At 60.9% G+C, this 19,363-nt stretch carries 25 protein-coding genes and 1 tRNA gene; 4 read left to right on the forward strand and 22 right to left on the reverse strand.

All coding sequences use genetic code 11. The annotated features are described in order from the left end of the window. The 21 genes from AC2I9W_RS10795 to AC2I9W_RS10895 all read right to left on the reverse strand — a co-directional run bounded on the left by AC2I9W_RS10795 (window position 1) and on the right by AC2I9W_RS10895 (window position 13,983). Window positions 1-129 (reverse strand): GpE family phage tail protein, encoded by a 129-nt coding sequence (locus tag AC2I9W_RS10795; protein ID WP_486409965.1) that lies wholly within the window; start codon window positions 127-129, stop codon window positions 1-3. 8 nt (window positions 130-137) lie between these two features. Continuing rightward, complete coding sequence (locus tag AC2I9W_RS10800) at window positions 138-446, reverse strand: phage tail assembly protein (RefSeq protein ID WP_486409966.1); 309 nt, start codon at window positions 444-446, stop codon at window positions 138-140. Window positions 447-523: 77 nt separating this feature from the next. Then, window positions 524-1,033 (reverse strand): phage major tail tube protein, encoded by a 510-nt coding sequence (locus AC2I9W_RS10805; protein ID WP_486409967.1) that lies wholly within the window; start codon window positions 1,031-1,033, stop codon window positions 524-526. A 41-nt stretch (window positions 1,034-1,074) separates the two neighbouring features. Then, window positions 1,075-2,268: a phage tail sheath protein gene (locus tag AC2I9W_RS10810; protein ID WP_486409968.1), complete on the reverse strand. Its 1,194-nt coding sequence runs from the start codon at window positions 2,266-2,268 to the stop codon at window positions 1,075-1,077. 100 nt (window positions 2,269-2,368) lie between these two features. Next, the gene (locus AC2I9W_RS10815; RefSeq protein ID WP_486409969.1) at window positions 2,369-2,932 is read right to left on the reverse strand and encodes a DUF4376 domain-containing protein; all 564 of its coding nucleotides are present in this window, start codon (window positions 2,930-2,932) and stop codon (window positions 2,369-2,371) included. 7 nt (window positions 2,933-2,939) lie between these two features. Further along, on the reverse strand, window positions 2,940-4,214 hold the full coding sequence (locus tag AC2I9W_RS10820; protein ID WP_486409970.1) for a phage tail protein: 1,275 nt from the start codon (window positions 4,212-4,214) through the stop codon (window positions 2,940-2,942). Further along, window positions 4,211-4,858: a phage tail protein I gene (locus AC2I9W_RS10825; RefSeq protein WP_486409971.1), complete on the reverse strand. Its 648-nt coding sequence runs from the start codon at window positions 4,856-4,858 to the stop codon at window positions 4,211-4,213. Before AC2I9W_RS10825 ends, AC2I9W_RS10820 begins: the two co-directional genes overlap by 4 nt. Then, entirely contained in the window at window positions 4,851-5,711 is an 861-nt protein-coding gene (locus AC2I9W_RS10830; RefSeq protein ID WP_486409972.1) for a baseplate assembly protein, read from the reverse strand. The genes AC2I9W_RS10825 and AC2I9W_RS10830 overlap by 8 nt, the downstream gene beginning before the upstream one ends. Beyond that, complete coding sequence (locus AC2I9W_RS10835; RefSeq protein WP_486409973.1) at window positions 5,708-6,046, reverse strand: GPW/gp25 family protein; 339 nt, start codon at window positions 6,044-6,046, stop codon at window positions 5,708-5,710. Before AC2I9W_RS10835 ends, AC2I9W_RS10830 begins: the two co-directional genes overlap by 4 nt. After that, window positions 6,046-6,738 (reverse strand): phage baseplate assembly protein V, encoded by a 693-nt coding sequence (locus AC2I9W_RS10840; protein ID WP_486409974.1) that lies wholly within the window; start codon window positions 6,736-6,738, stop codon window positions 6,046-6,048. The genes AC2I9W_RS10835 and AC2I9W_RS10840 overlap by 1 nt, the downstream gene beginning before the upstream one ends. 188 nt (window positions 6,739-6,926) lie before the next feature. Then, window positions 6,927-7,289, reverse strand: a complete 363-nt coding sequence (locus AC2I9W_RS10845; protein ID WP_484616736.1) for a hypothetical protein — start codon at window positions 7,287-7,289, stop codon at window positions 6,927-6,929. A gap of 905 nt (window positions 7,290-8,194) precedes the next feature. Next, window positions 8,195-8,647 (reverse strand): phage virion morphogenesis protein, encoded by a 453-nt coding sequence (locus AC2I9W_RS10850; RefSeq protein WP_486409975.1) that lies wholly within the window; start codon window positions 8,645-8,647, stop codon window positions 8,195-8,197. 3 nt (window positions 8,648-8,650) lie between these two features. Next, window positions 8,651-9,151, reverse strand: a complete 501-nt coding sequence (locus AC2I9W_RS10855; protein WP_486409976.1) for a phage tail protein — start codon at window positions 9,149-9,151, stop codon at window positions 8,651-8,653. After that, on the reverse strand, window positions 9,135-9,695 hold the full coding sequence (locus AC2I9W_RS10860; protein WP_486409977.1) for a hypothetical protein: 561 nt from the start codon (window positions 9,693-9,695) through the stop codon (window positions 9,135-9,137). Before AC2I9W_RS10860 ends, AC2I9W_RS10855 begins: the two co-directional genes overlap by 17 nt. Next, window positions 9,692-10,240 (reverse strand): lysozyme, encoded by a 549-nt coding sequence (locus AC2I9W_RS10865; RefSeq protein ID WP_486409978.1) that lies wholly within the window; start codon window positions 10,238-10,240, stop codon window positions 9,692-9,694. The genes AC2I9W_RS10860 and AC2I9W_RS10865 overlap by 4 nt, the downstream gene beginning before the upstream one ends. Next, a complete protein-coding gene (locus AC2I9W_RS10870) occupies window positions 10,237-10,443 on the reverse strand; it encodes a hypothetical protein (protein WP_486409979.1) in 207 nt (68 codons plus the stop codon). The genes AC2I9W_RS10865 and AC2I9W_RS10870 overlap by 4 nt, the downstream gene beginning before the upstream one ends. Window positions 10,444-10,445: 2 nt before the next feature. Next, the gene (locus AC2I9W_RS10875) at window positions 10,446-10,655 is read right to left on the reverse strand and encodes a tail protein X (protein ID WP_486409980.1); all 210 of its coding nucleotides are present in this window, start codon (window positions 10,653-10,655) and stop codon (window positions 10,446-10,448) included. 4 nt (window positions 10,656-10,659) lie between these two features. After that, complete coding sequence (locus AC2I9W_RS10880; protein ID WP_486409981.1) at window positions 10,660-11,148, reverse strand: head completion/stabilization protein; 489 nt, start codon at window positions 11,146-11,148, stop codon at window positions 10,660-10,662. A gap of 125 nt (window positions 11,149-11,273) precedes the next feature. Then, window positions 11,274-12,002 carry a phage terminase small subunit gene (gene gpM, locus AC2I9W_RS10885; protein WP_486409982.1) on the reverse strand — a complete coding sequence of 243 codons (729 nt, stop codon included), beginning with the start codon at window positions 12,000-12,002 and terminating at the stop codon, window positions 11,274-11,276. Between the two features lie 85 nt (window positions 12,003-12,087). Then, window positions 12,088-13,095, reverse strand: a complete 1,008-nt coding sequence (locus AC2I9W_RS10890; RefSeq protein WP_486409983.1) for a phage major capsid protein, P2 family — start codon at window positions 13,093-13,095, stop codon at window positions 12,088-12,090. A gap of 39 nt (window positions 13,096-13,134) precedes the next feature. Continuing rightward, on the reverse strand, window positions 13,135-13,983 hold the full coding sequence (locus AC2I9W_RS10895; RefSeq protein ID WP_486409984.1) for a GPO family capsid scaffolding protein: 849 nt from the start codon (window positions 13,981-13,983) through the stop codon (window positions 13,135-13,137). A 152-nt stretch (window positions 13,984-14,135) separates the two neighbouring features. On the opposite strand from AC2I9W_RS10895, the gene AC2I9W_RS10900 reads away from it, so the two are divergent. After that, window positions 14,136-16,019 (forward strand): terminase large subunit domain-containing protein, encoded by a 1,884-nt coding sequence (locus AC2I9W_RS10900; protein ID WP_486409985.1) that lies wholly within the window; start codon window positions 14,136-14,138, stop codon window positions 16,017-16,019. Next, entirely contained in the window at window positions 16,020-17,057 is a 1,038-nt protein-coding gene (locus AC2I9W_RS10905) for a phage portal protein (RefSeq protein ID WP_486409986.1), read from the forward strand. Window positions 17,058-17,524: 467 nt separating this feature from the next. On the opposite strand, the gene AC2I9W_RS10910 is transcribed toward AC2I9W_RS10905, so the two are convergent. Beyond that, a tRNA-Leu gene (locus AC2I9W_RS10910) sits at window positions 17,525-17,609 on the reverse strand. Between the two features lie 40 nt (window positions 17,610-17,649). Between AC2I9W_RS10910 and cysM the strand changes: the two genes are divergently transcribed. Then, window positions 17,650-18,555, forward strand: a complete 906-nt coding sequence (gene cysM / locus AC2I9W_RS10915; protein WP_486409987.1) for a cysteine synthase CysM — start codon at window positions 17,650-17,652, stop codon at window positions 18,553-18,555. Between the two features lie 131 nt (window positions 18,556-18,686). Beyond that, window positions 18,687-19,310, forward strand: coding sequence for an NUDIX domain-containing protein (locus AC2I9W_RS10920; protein WP_486409988.1), 624 nt, complete (start codon window positions 18,687-18,689; stop codon window positions 19,308-19,310). The last annotated feature ends 53 nt before the right edge of the window (window positions 19,311-19,363 follow it).

Raw genomic sequence — 19,363 nt, forward strand, 5'->3', positions numbered from 1 at the left:
TTACTTCTCGGTTTGGTGCAGTTGGTTGTGTATGCCGACGGCACGTTCACGCCAGTCCATCAGCTCTTCGGGGGGCATGGCGTCCATGTCGGCGAGTGGCCAGTGAAAGAAAAAGGCCACCTGCGCCATGGCGTCTTCTATGCGGCCTGGAAGTCGGCCTTCTCCGACTTTGGGACAAGAAAGCCCACCACGGCTGTGCCCAGCTGCACCAGGTCGGCGGGGTCGAGCTTTTCCACGTCTTGTTTGACCAGCATGGGCTGGGTGATACGAGGCAGGATGGTGTGCAGGGCGTTGGCATCCATGCGCAGCAAGTCGGTCAGGGCCAGGCCGCGCAGGGCACCCGAGCTGGGCTTGCGCACGGTGACGGCCTTGATCTCTTGGTTGCCTGCACTTTGCAGAGGAAAGTCCAGGGTGACGGTGGTTTCGGTTTTGTCAGCGGTGCTCATGTTTGGGAGGTGTGAAGGGTGAAAGGGACAGGGCAGCGCATTGCGCTGCGTGAAAGCGTGGAAGGGCATGCCTGGGCTTAGATGCCCAGGATGTCGCGCACCACCTGTGTCAGGTCGGTGCCGCCGACCTTTTCCACCAGGCCGGTGGTGTCGATTTCGATGAGGACTTCGCCGTCCCATTCCAGGCGGTAGTAGCTCAGTGCGGCCTTGCCTTTGAATTCGGTGTCGTCACCGGCCTTGGCTGAGCCCATGTCGATTTCTTCCCAACGGCCCCGCATGAAGACTTCGACCTTGCTGTATTCGCCGCTGTCGTCACGCTGCACGGCACCGGCAAAGCGCTGGGGCACCGCCCCAATGCCTTTGGCGCCCCATTGCTTGAGGATGTCTTTCATCCAGCCGCCGCAGGTGATCTCCAGCTCCAGCGCTTCGGTGCCCAGATCGACCTTGACGGGGGTGCGCATACCGCCTGCGCGGAATTCCTCCAGCTTGCGGGTGAGCTTGGGCAGGACGACTTCGGTGACTTCGCCAGCGTAGCTAGCGCCGTCGGCAAAGTAGGAAAAGTTTTTGAGTTTGTTGGGCATGCCCATGGCGTTGGCTCCTGATAGTCAATGAGTGGCGTGAGCAGGGCTTAGGAGCCGGTCTGCACGCGTGCCGCGAAGTCGGTGAAGTAGCGGTCGGTGATGCGCTGCTGGAAGGTGAGGTCTTCCAGCGGCGGCACGGGGGTGTAGTCGTAGTCAATGACCAGGCGGCCTTCCTTGAGGCCTTCTTTGAGGTTGGCCTCGGGGTTGAACCACGCGCTGCCGTCCAGGATGTAGCCGCCGTTTTTGAGCTCACGGAACTTGGCGTTCACGCCTTCCAGAATGTCTTTGACCAGGCTGGGGTGCAGGGGCTTGTCGTTGGCCCACATGTGGGCCTCAGCAATGCTGTCGGCGAGCACATGGGCGGTGCGCACGGAAGACTCAAAGGCAAACAGGGGTTCGTCGCTGCAGGTGCGGCTGCCCCAGAAGCGGTAGCCTTCGCTGTTGATGAGGCAGGTGACGTCGGCACCGTTGAGCAGGCCGGCGTCGGTGGCCGGGTTTTGCAGATCCCAGTAGATGTCTTTGGTCAGGCCGGTGACGCCGCCCACGGACACGTTGGAGAGGGTCTTGTGCCAGCCTTGCTCCAGATCAATCTTGGCGCGCAGGCCCAGCGCCACACCGGTGGCGTAGGCGGTAGCAGTCGCATTGACCGTGGTGTCCCAGCGCTGAAAGTCGCCATGGATGAGCATCAGCTCGCGCTTGCCAAATTCGCCGCGGTACAGGATGGCGTCGGCTACGGTGTCTTTGTGCGTGCTGCAGTAGGCCATGGCGCGCAATTGCTCTGCAATGGTGGCCAGAGCCGTGGCCACGGGCTGGGTGTCCAGGCCCGGCACGCCCAGAATGCGGGGCTTGACGCCCAGGCGGGTCTTGGCGGCCAGCAGGGCTTTCATGCCGGTATAGCTGCCATCTTCCAGCGTGTTGCCGATGAGGTTGCTGGTGAGGCTGGCGGCCTTGTCTTCTTCGGTTTCGCCCTCGCCATCAGCGACACGAACGACGACGGTGATGGGGCGGCACTGGTCGGCAATGCCTTGCAGGGTGGCCGCCAGCGTGCCCTTGGTGCCCGCCTTGCCAATGGCGCTTTGCACATTGGTGATGAGCACGGGGGTGTTGAGCGGGAAGGTGGCCGCATCTGCATCAGTGGCAGTGGCCACAAAGCCGACGATGGCCGTGGAGACGGTGCGAATGGGGCGGGTGCCCTCGGTGATTTCGAGGACGCGCACACCGTGGTGGTATTCGGTAGACATGGGCGCTGAATGGGGTGGAGTTGGCGACCCCTCAAGGGTGCCAACTGCCCCACATATACGCCAGCGCGGGCGCGTGTAGCGGCGGGGGCTACAGCAAAAGCTAGGCGGGCTGTGGCTCGCGCAGGTCGGTGGTGGGCCAGCCTTGGGTGGTGTCGTAGGCAGCCAGCGCAGCCTGCAGACCTTCTGGATCAGCTTCGTGCTGCGCGGCAATGGCATCGATTGCTTCATGGTGCATGCGCTCCGCCGTAAAGCACTGCTGCACATGCAGCGCAATGGCGGCGGCCACGGCCTTCAAGTCCGCTACTGAGATGCTGACCCAGCCGCTGGCGGCTTTGAAGTCAACCGACGACACGCCCGCCAGCTCGGCGTTCGCAATCACAGACGTGATGCGGTTTTGGTCATCAATGCCGGTTGCTACATGTACGCCGCTGGGCAGCATCAAACCGCCGGTTTCTATTTGCCAGCGTTTTTGTGTGATGGCGTCTTTGACTTGCTCAGGCGTCACCGCAGCACTGGCTGGTGGTGCAAAAACGCCATCTGAGTATGTCCATCCTTGTCGAACATCCTCGGGGCATTTAACCCAGATCAGGCTCGGGTGGTAACGCCCTTCGGGGTCAATGGCGGTAAGCTCATTGACCGTGTTGCTTTCAATTCTTGCCCACATACTCACCTCACCATTTGATAATAATCACGCCACCAGCACCAGCACCAACAACATTTACTGTGCCGAATGTCGCGCCGCCCCCAGCGCCGTAGCACCAGCCGTTTGAATTTGACATCCCTCCAGGGCCAAAAATAGTGCCGCCACCTTGTCCACCATGGCGCGTTTCTTCCATTGACAGATAACTCATCTGGCCGCTTGCCCCCTTGTGAGTCACGGCCCCCTCTATGCTGGATACTCCAGTGCCGCCAGGTACGCCAGAACCAGGAGTAGTAATACCCCCCATCCCTCCAGTCGCGCTGGCGTAGCTTCCAAAACTTGTGGTTCCACCCTGTACCCCTGAAGCAGTCGCGCTACCGCCAGAAAAGACGCCGCCATTACCGACTGTGCATGTCACACTTGTCACGCCACTTAAATCAACAACAATCTCAAAAGCGCCACCACCTCCACCGCCATACGCGATCCCTCCGGTTGATACAGCATTTCTACAGCCGCTACCGCCGCCGCCAACACCGACCACATGCGCTTTTCTAGCGCCGCTTTTCAAAACATCTGGGACTTGCCATGTATATACGCCTGGTGTGTCGAATACCACCATGCCTGTAGCAGCCGAAAACTCAAGCAGCCGCTCAGGCGTCACGGCAGCATCGTCGCACTCTGCATCAAGCATGTCAGCGCTGGATGCAATCCGCAGTGTGCCGCGCAACACTTCCGTTGCTTGAGCTGCACTTGCACGAAGTAATTGCAGCACGCGCAAGGGGCTCGTCCAGCGACCAAGAATGGAGCCTTGTTTAGCCTGTTCTTCCGTTGCTTCCTGTTTTTGCACCCAGTCACGTGAAGCAATCACAATGGCCGGATCAATCTTGAGCGTTACCGTAGCCGTGTACGCAACTTCCACCACCACGCGAATGATCAATTCGCTGCCAGCGCCTTCAGACAGCAGTGGCTTAGTGGCAGATGGATAGTTGCCCACGGCAATACAGCTGTTGCCGTCAGCGCCGCCCATCAGCGCTGTTTCGCGCACAACATAGCCACCCCGGTCTGCGGGGATGACTGCCTCCACAACGATCCAGTTGGGGTTGTCAGGATCTGGTGCAATGCTGGAGATGGCCAAGCGGTCCACTTCATGGATCACGCCGGTTTGTGCGGGGTTGGGCACAGGCTCTACGCCGTTGCCATCGCCCAGCACCAGGTGGGTCCAGGGCACAGTGGTTTGCTGCAGCTGCGCATTGGCATGCAGCGCAGCGCCGATATGGGTAAGGGTGGTGAAGTATTTCTGACTCATGGTGCTACTGCTTCCATTGGGTAAACCGTAGTTGTCTGGGCGCTGTGCACGCCAAAGGCCAGGTGCATAGCAATGGGGGCTGGTGTGATGTTTTCCACCCGTGCTGGATAGACCGTGGTGATGGCGCCGCTGACCATGTGCATGGCGAAGTACATGCCGCCACGGCTTTGCATGGAGGTGCGCAAGGTGCGCAGCACGCTGCGCTGGGCCTTGTTCTCTTCAATCAGGGCATGGGCGCGCTGGATGGCTCCTTGGGTCAGGGGCCGGTCCACCACGGCAATGTCCACATCAAAGTGCGACCAGTGCTCGGCGTCCGCGGGCTTTTCAACCACACGCACACTCTCAAGGCCGGAGCGCAGCAGGGCCTCACGCACAGCCCAGACCGTGCCTTTTTTCTTGTGCATCCGGATGGATGCGCCCACCATGGCGCGTTGCTGGCCTTCAGTCCACGCAGGGTTCCACTCGTCCACGCTCCAGGCCCATGCCAGCCAGGACAGCAGGTGCAGCGGGCAGGTGCGGTGGTTCCACAACTTGCGGATTTCTTCCGGGCTGTGCGGCATGGCGCTTGCCTTTGCCAAGGTGCGCTCCAGCGGCGTGGCGTTGGGGGGCAGCAGTGTGGCGGCGTGTGTGGATGGGCTAGACATAGCTGCCCTCTGCCAATGTGACGTTGATGGCCGTGCAATGGGCTACCTGGTGCGGCTGCACCTCGATGTCTTGCATGCTGGGGTCAAACAGCACGCTTTGTACGCCCTGCACATGCAAGGCAGCGGCCAGGCCAGAGACGGAAATGTCATACCCCAGCTTGCGGCAGCTGGCCAAGTAGGCATTCAGGCTGGCCAAGGCACGCTCGAGCACGCTGGCCTGTGTGGGGCCGGGGTAGGCGCGCAGCTGGGCGATCACTTCAAAGGGGATGACTTCGGCAGAGACCACTTCCACCGTGTCGCTCATGGGGCGCACGTCATCAGCACTGAGCTTGGTGGCCACGATGTCCAGCAGTTCCTGGGCAGCGCTGCCGTCACCTTCGGCGCTGAGCACCACCACGCGCACCGTGCCGCCGGTGGGCGTGATGGGCATGGCATCCTGCACCCGGGCATCTGCACTCAGTGCGTGAAAGATGTAGCTGCCTTTGCTGCCAGCCACCGTGAGGCCTTCAAACGCCATCTGGGCGCGGCGGCGTAGCTGCGCGTCGGTCTCGCCAGGCAACTTCTCCACATCATTGTTGGCGGCAAACACTTCCAGGTCTTCACCTTGTGCATAGGCCAGCATGCAGGCGTGGGCGCTGTCGTTGATGCGGGCCTGCATGGCCATGTTTTCATAGGCAATGCGTTGCACAACTTTGAGCAGTGGCTCGGACTCCAGCTCCAGAAGGCTGCCAATGTCTGGCTCTACAGCCGCCATCTCTTCGCGCACGATGGCTTTGAGTCGCTGCAGCTCGGCCTCAAAGTTCAGGGGCTTGACCACATTGGGCGGCGGCAGCTGTGATAGATCTACGCTCATGCTGCACCTCGCAGCTGAAGGGCGGCGGACAGGTTGATGGCCTGGCCCAGGTATTCACCTTCGAGATCCACGATGGCCTGGCCGGGCTGCTGGCCCGAGCTGATGCCCACCCGCGTGACGCGCAGGCGTGGCTCCCATTTCATCAAGGCGCTGGCAATGGCTGCATAGCAGCGCAGCCGGGTTCTGGCGTTGTCGGGCTGATCGATCAGGCTGGGCAGCAGGCTGCCGTAGGTGCGGCGCTCCAGCCGCGTGCCCAAAGGCGTGGTCAGGATGTCGGCCACAGATTGTTGGAGGTGGGCGATGCCGGTGATGCGACGGCCCGTGGTGCGGTTCATCAGTGGGGCACTCCTGCACCGTTGTTGGTGTGGGTGTGGTTACCGCCTACGTTTTTGCCGTTGTGCGTGAGGCTGCCGCCATCAATCGCCAGGCCGCCCTGGACAGAGTTGGAGCCACCGGCTCCAGATTTGCCAGCAATGCCCCCATTGAAGGTGAGCAGCTTTTGCACGATGACGGCCCCGGTGAATTCGGTAGTCGGGCTGTCAACCTTGTAGACGGGCGTTGTGAGCGTGGTACCGTCAGGCGTGAGGCGCAGCACCGAGCTGCCCACCTTCAGCTCAATGGCTGAGGCAATTTCAAAGCGCAGCGTGCCATTGGGGCGGTGGTGCTCCCAGAAGTCGGTGCTGCTGAAGTCGTGGCGCTCCACGTCTTCGCTGTTGGCCCCCTGGGGCATGTCGGTGCTGTAGATACCGGGCAGGGCCACAGCCTGGGCCAGGTCACCTTCGGGTGCCAGCAGCAGGCAGGGCTCGCCACGGGCAGGGGTGCGCCAGTGGCGGGTTCGGCTGTCACCGCCAGCGGCCAGCGCAAACCAGGGCAGGTAGTCGGTGCTTAGCTCATCGCTCAGGCGCACGGTGCAGCGTGCCGGGCTGGAGCTACTGCCAGCGCGCACGTCTTCGACACGACCCAGGCGGATCATGTTGGCCAACAGGCGGTATAGCTCTACGGGGCTGAGTTCGGGAGGGGCAGACATGGCGTCATGGTGCCCAGCCCCTTGCGTGCGCGCCAGCGCGGGCGCGTGTAGCGGGAGGTGCTACAGAAAATGGTGCTTAGAAGCGTGGAGCACCGAGTGAATGGCGGCTACGCGTCAAAGGGATGTGAAGGGCTGAAATCGGCCATGAGCAGCCTTTCAACACAGCTCCTCGAGTGACCGCTGTCCAATCACACCTTAAGCGAGCGCTCAATATCCGTGAGCTTGTAGCGCGCCAGTGCTAAGTTTCCCTTGTTGCGATCGAGCACCAGATAGAGGAAAAGTCCTTCGGCATTCGGTACAAGTCGAATCAAATGGTACTGGTCGGCCAAAGTAATCAGGATGTCCTCGATGCCACGGCGGATGCCAAGAGATTCCATGGTCTGGAGTTTGGCTCGCACGACCTGCGTGTTGCCAGCTGCGGCCAGCTCCAGGTTCATTCCGCCGCCGGCCTGGGCGAGACACATACCACTGCGGTAGTCGACCAAGGCAGCAGCTAATGCACCGTCGATAGTCATAGCTGAGTCCATCGATGACTTCAAATTCGTGCTCATCTCGCTCTCATTTCTTTCTTCGTTGAAATATTCGTTAAATTTCTTCAGCTTGCTCAGCTGCTCCATGAGCACAAACCACAAAGTCTGCGGATCACTCGTTGGCAATTGATATTTTTGTGTCCCTGCATGTGGGTGTCCGGCCAAGAATTTGGAGATTTCGATGTCTTCCATCAGTGCGTTAGGCAGCATCAGAAACCACACAACTGAAGCTGTGCGTATCGTGCTGTGGGTGAGAACCGCTGGCAACATGGAAAAGCTGCCAGGCCCAACAAGAATCGCAACAGCATCGGGGTTGCTTGGAAGGGTTGCCAAGTCTGCTGTTTTGAGAGGGCGGTACCAACTTAAATGCGGCGCGCCGGATACGCCACCGAGTGGCATGTTTTCCCAGGCACCATGACCTTCTGCTCCTGATACGCCCAACTGCGCCAGCGCATATGCACCCATGCGAGAAGTCAGGTCCAGAACTGCAACACTTGGGGCTTGCATCAATGAGTGGCTCGATTTTTCTGTGAAGTTAACTGCGGTGCACAGTTCTGGCACTGATCGCGAACAACGGAGCTTTTTATCCACCCCCGTTGGGCATCTTGCATGTTCAAGCTGGCGGACTGCAACACCGATCATGGGTCCGACAAGGGCTGCATGAGCGGCATACGCATCCGTGCTGCTAGAGTTAGCAGAGAAAAGACTTGGTGCTCTAGAAAATTAGGGTTTACGATTATTTGTATCTAATTGTATTAGATTGCCTTAGAAAAATCTTGAGCGTTGAATCAATTTAACAATTGATAAGCGTGCTCCGTTGCAATAGCGGACATCGATCGAGCTGCAAGCAAAGTCAACAAAGGGTCGTTACCTGCCGCTCCAGTCGTTTCAACGATGACGCTGGGAAGGTCAACCACAGCGGCTTACTAGAAACTGCTGAGGTGATCCAGTATCAAGTCAGTGATAGCTCCCATCTGCTCATCACTGAGGCCCAGCAATTCACGGGCCGGATATTGGTACTGGGCACCGCCCTCGCTCACGCGGTCGCGCAGGCCGTAGTGGTGTACGCGGGCGATGCGAGCGGCCCGGCCCACAAACTCCACCAATGACTCGTGCCTGAGTGCATGGGTGCGCAGATGGCGGGCCAGGCGCAGTTTGTTGAACATGGGTCCTTGGCGCAAGTTGCCCCGGGCATCACGGCTGCGGTGCTTGCGCGGTTTCCAGCTCTGGCCGTCTGGACTTTGTTGGGCCGCCATGTTTTTCTGGGTGATGGTGCGGGCGCGTTTGGCGACTTCCCGTGCCAGCAGGCGGCGCTCGCCTTCATTGAGCTTGGTCAGCAGCGGGGCTAGCCAGTCTTGCAGGCGGGTGAGGTCGTCCATGGCTTATTGGCCCACCACATCCAGCGGCGGCCATGCGGCGAGCTGCTCACCGTTGAGATACAGCTCAGTCACGGCGTCGTGTGGCTGATCATCAAAGCAGGGCGGCTCCAACCGGTGTAGCAGCTCAAATGCCCCATTGCCATTGGCGGTGGGGCGGGCGTGCACGCTTTCGCTCAGTTGTACATCCAGCACCAGATCCATGGCCTGGGTGTTCAAGTATTCGGCGCTCACTTTGAGGGCTTGCTTTTGTTTCTCGGGGTGGTTGAGCAAGTCGGGCTGATGGGCGCGCAGCCAGATCAGGGTGGGGCCGATGACGGCATCGGGGTGGCCGGTGAAGTCGCACAGCACGATGCGCAGGCTGTATTCCCACTGCCAGCCCAGCGCCTTGGTACCGGTGGCCGAGACATGGCCGCCCATGACAAACATCAGCAGGTTTTCAGGACTTTGCCGGTACTGGGGAAGGGCCGCAGTGAGGTGGGCGCGCAGGCTAGGGGGTTTGCGCATGGCCTGTCTCCAGCTGGGTGAGGGTGAGCCGCCAGGCGTCTTGCTCGGCTTTTACTGCGTTGTACTGGGCGATGCAGGCGTTGAGCTCACGGATGGCGGCGTCGCCTTCGTGGGGAATGGCGGCAAGATTTGCTGCTGCCTCTGGGTCAAGTTGGGCGTGCGTGGCTTGAGCTGCAACGCTGGAATGGCCGGTGGCGTGTGCGCTGTCGCTGGTGCAGCTGGAGGGCACAGGGGCGATGGGGACGCGCACGCTGACAGTGCCAGCGCGCAGGCCAGAGACAAGAGTGTGGTGGTTTTCATCGGCTTGGGTCTGGGCTTGGGCCAGTTGGGTGTGGAGGGTGAGGATTTGCTCATTGAGCTGCGCTTCGCTGGCGGTGCGTTCGCCGCGCAGCCAGGCAGCGTTGCGGGCTGCACGGCGCTGAAGGTCTTGCAGCTCGGTTTTGGCGGCCTGCGCCTGGCGTGAGGATTCATAGCTCATGCCAGAGATGGCACCGGCAGCCACCAGCATGGCGTAGAGCAAGGCATTGGCCAGAATTGCTTTCATGTCAGCCCTTTGCTGCAGAAGCTGGTTTCTGCCTGGCGGCGATCGGCCAGCCCTTGGATGAAGGTATAGATCTTGATGCCGGTCTTAGGGTCGGTGCGGCTGGTGAAGCTCCAGACGGGGCGGCCGGCGTCAGACATGCTCAGGCGGCGGCAGCCGGTGGCCCAGTCGCCACGGTTGAAGCTGGCCATGGCCAGGCTGGTGCAGGTGCTGGGGTGGCCAAAGTTCCAGGCATGGCTGCTGGCCGCATCAAACACGTACTGGGGCGGCAGCACTTTGAAGCACTGGCCCAGCGCCATTTGCACGCGCTGCAGGGCGGCTGTTTCTTCACGCTGGCATTTGTCTGCACTCCAGCGCTCGCCCACGATGATGGGGGTTGTGGTGACATGGCGGGTGAGGCCTTTGCAGACGGTGGGCAGGCCGCCGGCCAGCTTGTCGGCATAGACGGTGTATTGCGCAGCGCCTTCCCAGGTGCCCAGAAAAGCCAGAAGCGCGGCGCTGGCCAGCACCAGGCTGCCGCCGAGGTGGGGGAAGTATTTCTTGATCATTCTTTGACCTCACCGGTTTGGGCGGCTTTCCACCACTTCCACAACAGCCACAGGATTTGCAGCAGCAGGTAGATGATGGTCAGCGCCGTGACGATGTCGGCGCTGGACCAGCTTTGTACGTTGGCGGTGGCAGCGACGATGACGGGTGGAGTGCCTTTGGCGGCCTCCATGGCGGAGGATTGCAATAGCTCTTGCTTGCTCATGCTCAGTCCCATAGCGTTACGGTGGTTTTGGGGGGCGGTGCGCTCAAGGGGGGCATGTGCACCAGGAGGCCCTGGGGCAAGATCAGCCCGCGCCTGGCCAGGCCGGGGTTGGCTTGCAGTACGGCCTCGACCGCGCCTTGCGTGCGGCCGTAGTGGCGCCAGCACAGGGCGTCTACCGAATCGTTTTGCTGGGTGCGGATCTGCCTGGCCATGGCTCTACAGCAGCTCTACGGTGCAACGGGCCTGACCCAGCAGGTCTGAGATGGCCCAGCGCTGCTTGCGGCGGTGCTCGCCGAGCTGAATGACCAGCTCTTCCATCACCCTGTCCGCTTTGCCTGCGCCTGCGGGGGTGCTGGAGATGTTGCGGTACATCTCGGCCAGGTCTGCCATGAGGCAGTAGTGCACAGCGCGCTGGTAGTACAAGACTTTGGCGCTTTCGCCGCCGACTTGGGGGGAGGGCACTTCGGCCAGCGTGGCGTAGCCCCAGCGGCTGCGCTGTTCATCTGCCCAGGTTTGCAGCTCGGCGTTGATGCTGAGCATGGCGTCTTTGAGGGCGGGTGCCAGGCGCTCGCTGGTGGCCGTGCCGTCCAGGCGGCAAGCGTCGCGCACCTTGGCGGGGCTCATGTCGGGGAAGAACCCGTCATTGGTGATGATGGGCTCTTGCGCAGCGGCAGGCGGGTTGGCGGTGACGATGAAGGCAGACATGGCGGCAGGCTTTGAGGGCTCGGGTGTGAGGGGACGGTGGTCAGGTGCGTTGGCTGAGTGCAGCGATCACGGTGAGTGATTGCTGACAGGCCGCAGCGCCTGAGCCGTCCGGGTGCGGGGTTCGCTCAGTTGGGGGCGTCTGGCTGCAGCTCTTTCAAGCGGCGCTCCAGTCGCTCCACGTCTTTTTTCACGCCCACCTGGGCGTGCAGTTCTACGGCGCGCTGCAGGTGGGGCAGTGCAATGCGCACTTGATCCAGCTGCAAGGCTTTGACTTGTTCGGTGCTCAGGTCTTTGGTGTGGGTCTTGCCCATGGCAGCCCAGCCAATGGCTTTGTGCAGCTTGGCGCGCGCCTGGTCGTGGGCGTCCAGCTCTTGGGTGAGCAGGTCGACTCTGGCGAGGATGGCCAGGGCATCCGCGCCCACCAGTTGGCCTTTGATGGCGGCGTCGCTGACGTCGTCGAGCAGCAGCGTGGGCACGTTGCGGTTGAAGCGGTCAGGCAGCTGCAGCTTGTGGCGCAGGCAGTACTCGGCCATTTGCAGGGCTTGCTGCCAGTCACCCACATCGAGCATCCAGACCATGAGGGTGGTGATGACGGGGTCTTGCACGCCAGCGTCGGACTCCAGCACGCCATCGATGTATTCGAGGTACTCGGGCAGCAGCTTGCGCTTGGCTTCCACCTTTTTTTCAGTGGCCTTGATGTCTTTGAGCTGGCGCGAATGGGCGTGCAACTGGGCCAGCATGAGTTCGTGCTGGCTGCCGGAGGCAGCGCCAAACGGGTCTGCGGCAGCTGCACGCTCTGCCTCTTGGGCAGCCAGCACGCGGGCAAAGTGCTTTTGGGCAGGGGTGAGTGGCATGGCGGGTGTCAGTCAGAGTGCAGAGAAGAGAGCCGCTGGGCGCAGGGCCGAGTCAGCGGCTCGGGGCTTGGCTGGCGAAGAGCGGTCAAGGCGCCCGGAATTCCGTGATGCCTTCGACCATGGCGACCAGGCCAAAGTCTTCTACGACCCAGGCGTCGTTGGAGGATTCATAGGTCTCGACGCGGTCACGCTCTGGCACGTCTTTGACGTGGCGACGGCGGCCACCCTTCTGGAAGTAGATGGACAGGTTGTCCAGGCGGGTGATGAGCACGGTGCCTGCAGGGAAGTAGGGCACTTGCACGGCAGGCAGGCCACCGATGCGGCGCTGGCTGACGACGATGTCTGCGGCGAGTTTTTCCGTGGGGGCGTCCTGGCCATCGACCAGAGGGAACATCTTGTCGTGCATGAGGTCACGGCCAATGACGGCGACCAGCTCGGGGTCTTCGCGGTGCACAGGCTCCAGCAGCTGGATGGCGTCATAGACCAGGCCGTCCAGGGATTTGTAGGTGCCCTGAGCACCTTTGTCAGTGCCGTAGGTCACGCCGCTCATGACGCGCTGGGCGGCGTTGTCACGGATGTGCTTGAGCCAGCCTTTGGCCACGTCTTGCAGCAAGGGGTTGGCGGTGCGGTCGGTGTTGGCGGCGGCACTGGTGCCGTTGAAGCCAATCATGATGCGGTCCAGCGCACCGCGCTCGACGATGGCGCCGCTGATGCGCAGCTGGAAGTCTTTGTGCTGCGACCAGGCGTCGAGCTTGGCATAGCGCAGGTGGGTGTCGTAGTTGACCTGGACGCATTCGTAGCCTTCTTTACCCAGGGTGGAGGGGTCTACGGTTTTGCGGGTGCCGTCGCCACTGGTGTCGGTGCGGCTGGCGATGGGGCCGGCAATGCCCAGGCCCAGCTTTTCACCCTTGAGATCGTCCACGCCAATGATGTTGATCTTTTTGAGGAAGGCGCTGGATTCCTGCAGCTTGGTTTCGAGCTTTTGCTGCACGGACTGCTCGACCGTGAATTGGGCGACGGCGGAGGCCACGGCGTTGAGCTTGGCCTGGTTGGAGAGGTAGCTGTTGAACAGTACGCGGGTGGTGTTGCGCATGGGGGGTCCTTGTGTTCGTTGCGAAGAGTGGGGCGTGGCTTAGAAGGCTGCTTGTTCGTAGCCGTCGCCGCCAATGGCTGGTGGGCGGTTCTCGTCAGCGCTTTCGGTGCTGAGCTTGGTGACGAGGCCCTGGTGGTCGGCCTGCAGCTGGCTGAACTGTTTTTTCAGGTCGGCCAGGGCTTTGCTGTCGTGGGCTTGTTGGTTGGCAAAAGCGGTGACCACTTCTTGCGTGGCGGCCAGGGCTGCCATGATTTCAGGGGCCTGGATGCTGTGCTGCTGCACGGCGGGGGCTGGTGCCGGTTTATCCGTGCCGATGGCTTTGGCCAGCAGGGCGCTGAATTTGTCCAGGGCCGAGGCCAGTGGGCCGGTGGTGGCTTCGGGCTGGTCTGCCTCCAGCTCCAGCGTGAATTCCTGCGCGGCAGCGTAGAGGGTGGATTTGTCTGCCTTGCGGTCTGCGAAGGGGCTGGCGGCAGCGGTCTGGCTGAATTTGAGTACTTCGGTGCCCAGGCTGGCGGGGCTGTCGGTGACGCCCAGGCCAAATAGGTAGGCGCCGCCGGTGTCACCAAGCTGGGGGTGGATCTCTACGGAGGAGAACAGCTTTTGTTTGGCCTTGTTCATCTCGATGAGCTTGGGCAGGGGCTCGATCTGTGCGAACAGGGCCAGCTTGCCGCCTTCGACCTCACGGGACTCAATGGCGGTGACGTCGCCCAGCGCATCAAAGGAGCCGCCGGGCACCAAGCCACGATAGTGCTCCAGCCAGACGCGGGCGGCGTATTTGGCGGGGTCATACGACTTGGCCATTTGCTCGATGTCGGTGCGGGTGATTTCACGGCCATCGGTGGTGGCACCTTCGGTGGCCACGCGGAAGAATTTGGACTTGGTGGGCATGTGCTTGAGCAGTGAGTTGAGGGAGGCTTTGCAGCGCTAGCCTCTATGGTCTGACCTAGGCCCGGTTGGCGGCAAACGCTTTGGGCTGTAGCGCGGCTTGCTACATAAATGCGCAGGTGCACGCGCGCGAATGCACGCCCAAACTGGCGGGTATGACTGCAAAAGAAGGCCTGAAGGTGCGTTCTCGCTCTGGCCAGAGCAATCCTTTTCCATTCCCCGAGGCAGAGGCTGCAGCCGTTGATACGGCTGAGCTGGATGTGCTGCGGGCGCTGACTGAGAGCAGCCAGGACAAGCGGCGCAAGGCACGGGCGCTGTACTGGATGGGCTGGCGTGTGACGCATATTGCCGAGCACATTGATGTGCCGCGCACGACGGTGCATGAGTGGAAGGCGGCGGATGCGTGGGACAAGGCCAAGCCCGTGGACCGGGTGGAGGGGACGCTGGAGATGCGGCTTTGCACCTTGATCAACAAGGAGAGCAAGACGGGCGGGGACTTCAAGGAGATTGACCTGCTGGGCCGCCAGCTGGAGCGGCTGGCCAGGGTGCACAAGTACAGCGAGACGGGCAAGGAAAGTGACCTGAACCCGAATATCAACGCCCGCAATGCTGCGCCCAAGCGGCAGCCGGAGCGCAGCGGGCTGCTGGCCGGTGAGGAGGGGCTGGAGAAGCTGAAGTCGGCGTTTATCGACAGCTTGTTCAAGTACCAGCTGAGCTGGTGGCAGAGCAGCCAGGAGCGCACGCGGGCAATTTTGAAAAGCCGCCAGATTGGTGCGACCTGGTACTTTGCCCGCGAGGCTTTGATTGATGCGCTGGAGACGGGGCGCAATCAGATTTTCTTGTCAGCGAGCAAGGCGCAGGCGCATATTTTTCGGGGCTACATCATTGCCTTTGTCAAAGAGGTGCTGGGCATTGAGCTCAAGGGCGACCCTATCGTGCTGCCCAATGGGGCGACGCTGTATTTCTTGGGCACCAATGCCCGCACGGCGCAGGGCTATCACGGCAATTTCTACTTTGACGAGTTTTTCTGGACGCAGTCGTTTGACCAGCTCAACAAGGTGGCCAGCGGCATGGCGATGCACAAGAAGTGGCGCAAGACGTACTTCAGCACGCCGTCGAGCCTGCAGCACCAGGCGTATGCCTTCTGGAGTGGCAACCGCATCAACCGCAAGCGCAGCAAGGCTGACCGCATTGAGCTGGACTTGAGCCATGACCGGCTGGCCGGCGGCTTTACGGGGGAGGACAAGATCTGGCGCCAGATTGTGACGGTGCTGGATGCGGCGGCGGGTGGCTGCGATTTGTTTGACCTGGACGAGCTGCGCTTTGAGTACAGCGACGAGGAGTGGGACAACCTGCTGATGTGCGGGTTTGTGGATGAGAGTTTCTCGGTCTTCCCTCTGACGGAGCTGATGCGCTGCCATGTGGATAGCTGGGATGCCTGGGCCGACGACTGGAAGCCTTTTGCGCTGCGGCCGTTTGCCTATAAGCGGGTGTGGATTGGTTATGACCCGAGCCACACGGGAGACGCGGCCGGCCTGGTGGTGCTGGCCCCGCCGGATAAGGCGGGCGGCAAGTTTCGGGTGCTGGAGCGCATGCAGTTCAAGGGCGCGGACTTTGAGGGGCAGGCCGAGGAGATCCGCAAGCTGACGAAGAAGTACCACGTGGAGCACATCACGATTGACACGTCCGGCCTTGGCACGGGGGTGCACCAGATTGTGCAGAAGTTCTTCCCCGGCGCGCGGGCGCTGCAGTACAGCGTGGAGGTGAAGACGCGCTTGGTGCTGAAGGCGCAGAGCGTGATTCGCGCCGGGCGGCTGGAGTTTGATGCGGGTGATGTGGATCTGCAGCGCAGCTTTATGGCGATCAAGCGCGAGATGACGGCCAGTGGGCGCAGCGTGACGTATGCGAGCGGGCGCAGCGAGGAAGCCGGCCACGCCGATCTGGCCTGGGCCTGCATGAATGCTTTGGATAACGAGCCGCTTGAGGCTGCTGCCGTGGGCGGTGGGCTGGGCAGCGGCGTGACTTTGGAGATTTGCTAAATGACGGATGTGGCCATTGTTGATGCTGCGGCATCGCCATCTATTGAGGCTTTTACCTTTGGATCACCCGAGGCGGTGCTGGATCGGCGCGAGATCTTTGATTACTTCGAGTGCAATCTGATCAATAACGAGTGGTATGAGATGCCGGTGAGCGTGGATGGCCTGACGCGCATGCTGCGCGCTGGGGTGCACCACGCGAGCGCGATTGATCTGAAGGCGAAGATTTTGGCCAGCACGTTCAGGCCGCATGCGCGGCTGAGCCGCACGACGGTGCTGAAGGTGGCCAAGGAGTATCTGGTGTTTGGCAATGCCTACTTGGAGGAGCCGCGCAGCAGGCTGGGGGATGGCATGGAGTTCAAGCACAGCCTGGCCAAGTACACGCGCCGCCGGGCGGATTTGGAAACCTTCGGCTTTATGCCGCGCTGGAATGAGGTGCATACGTTTCGCAAGGGGAGCATCTGCCATGTGATGGAGCCGGATGTGGACCAGGAGGTGTATGGGGTGCCGCAGTATCTGGCCAGCCTGCAGGCCAGCTTGCTCAATGAGTCGGCCACGCTATTCCGTCGCCGCTACTACACCAATGGCAGCCATGCGGGCTTCATCCTTTACCTGACGGACCCGACGCCCAATCAGCAGGATGTGGACGGGCTGCGAGCTGCGCTCAAGAGCAGCAAGGGCATTGGCAACTTTCGCAATCTGTTCTTTCACAGCCCGAATGGGCAAAAAGATGGCATCAAGCTATTGCCCATTGGCGAGGCTGCGGCCAAGGATGAGTTCCTCAATATCAAGAACGTCAGCCGCGACGATCAGCTGGCCGCCCACAGGGTGCCGCCGGAGCTGATGGCTGTGGTGCCATCGAGTGGCACAGCCTTTGGCAATGTGGTGAATGCCGCCAGGGTGTTTGCCCGCAATGAGATTCAGCCACTTCAGACGCACCTGGCATCCAGCATCAATGACTTTGCGGGAGTGGAGGTCTGCCGCTTTGATACCTACTGTCTGCCGGGGGTGGATGAGCCGCAGGCTGATCCCCTGAAGTAGCAGTCAGCACTGGATGTGACAAAGCCCCGCATGCGGGGCTTTTTTGTTGCCTGCCAGTCAGGCTGCAGGCAGGAGAGGAAGGGCGAGGGAAAGAAGCACATGAGGTGCCAGCAGCTCAGCCAGCCAAGGCGGTCAAGCCCCTCAGCGCGCGCTCGAGACCCCGCCTCGCCCGCGCGCTAAACGTAGCGATTTCGACGTGACTGCCGAGTCAGTACAAAGCCGCGCCAGTGTTACTCGGTCTTATAGATTCAGGGTGAATAAAAGTGACGGGAAATGACGGAATTTGTGCATATGCGGTGCGCCTCAAGGCGAGAGATTGAGGAGCTCACAGAGCGAGAGGAATCTCTTGCGAAATGGTCTTTGCGCCAAATGCTTTTTTATTTTTGCGCCTAACTGCTCAAGGCATGAGCTTTGAATAAGCATAGAAAAAGCCGTTAAGTCTTTGGAACTTAACGGCTTTTGGTATGTGGTGCCCGGGGCCGGAATCGAACCGGCACGCCTTGCGGCGGGGGATTTTGAGTCCCCTGCGTCTACCAATTTCACCACCCGGGCTTCGCTTAACGCAGACCCGAATTATGGCACAGTATTGGGCATGAAAAATTATTTGACCATCGAACATGCTATCGGTCACACGCCGCTGGTGGCATTGCAACGCATTGGCGCGGATGCAAACCGTGAACGTGGAAATGTGGTGCTGGGCAAGCTCGAAGGCAACAACCCGGCTGGTTCCGTCAAGGATCGGCCTGCGCTGTCTATGATCCAGCGCGCTGAAGAGCGCGGCGAGATCAAACCGGGCGACGCACTGATTGAGGCGACATCGGGCAACACCGGTATTGCCTTGGCCATGGCTGCTGCCATCAAGGGCTATCGCATGATTTTGATCATGCCCGAGGACTTGTCTATTGAGCGTGCCCAGACCATGAAGGCTTATGGTGCCGAGCTGATTCTGACGCCCAAGAGTGGCGGCATGGAATATGCCCGCGATCTGGCCGACCAGATGGTGACGCAGGGCAAAGGCGTGCTGCTGGATCAGTTTGCCAATCCCGACAATCCTCGTGCTCACTATGAAACGACTGGGCCTGAACTGTGGGAGCAGACGGGTGGAGAGATCACTCACTTTGTCAGCGCCATGGGGACGACCGGCACGATTACTGGCGTGGCCAAGTTCCTTAAGGAAAAGAACCCCAATATCAAGATCATCGGTGCTCAGCCTTCCGAAGGCTCGCGCATTCCCGGCATTCGCAAGTGGCCCGAGGAATACCTGCCCAAGATCTATGACGCATCGCTGGTCGATGAACTGGTCTATGTGACGCAGGATGATGCCGAAGACATGGCCCGACGCATGGCGCGTGAAGAAGGCATCTTCGCGGGTATTTCTGCTGCCGGAGCGCTTTGGGCTGCACAGGAAATTGCTAAGCGTGAACAGAACGCGACCATTGTGTTTGTCGTTTGCGACCGCGGCGATCGCTATCTCTCCACGGGCGTCTTCCCCGCTTAATTGACTTGGCCCCTGAGCCGCTGCGCGGCTTCCCCCTAAATTGGGCTACATCATTGTTGCGAATCGGCCCTTGCTTGATGTTTCTGGCAAGGGATCGCGCATTTGATAGCAAGAAGCTCTGGAGAAACTTGATGGCTTATGAAGTGCGCTTTTGCTCCAACTGCGCAACCGAGTTGCAGTGGATTGCCGCTCAGGAGGACAGTGGGGAGGTGCAGCGTCTGCGTTGCCCGAGCTGCGGTTTTACGCATTGGGGAAACCCGACGCCTGTGCTGGCTGCAGTGGTTGAGGGCGATGACGGCAGGGTGCTGCTTGCCCGCAATGTCCTGTGGCAAGAAGGTGTGTTTGGCCTGATTACCGGCTTTATGGAGGCGGGTGAGTCGCCCGAAGCCGGTATTTGCCGCGAGGTGATGGAGGAAACCGGGCTGAGGGTGAAAGCCTTGCGGCTGTTGTGTTGCTCGGAGTTTTTGCGCATGAATCAGGTGCTGATCGCCTACCACGTGCGCGTGGAAGGCAAGTCAGAGGATGTTCGGCTGTCCCCCGAGCTGCTGGAATACCGTTGGCAGACGGCGGAAGAGTCGCTGTGCTGGCCTTCTGGCACGGGTTATGCCTTGGCGGAGTGGGTCAGGCAAAAGGGCTTTGAGCCGCGTTTTGGCGCTTTTCGTCCCGGGCAGAATCCGGAGCCGGATCCCGCCAAATGGCCTGTGCGTTATTGGAGTGAAGATCCGCGCTTCACGGTGGCGCCCAGACTCGATTGAGCAAAGACCGCGCTGCCACTGACAAAGCCGGGCTTTCCTACAATCCCTGCAAA

The organism is Comamonas sp. FUJ_7 (genome assembly GCF_057369555.1).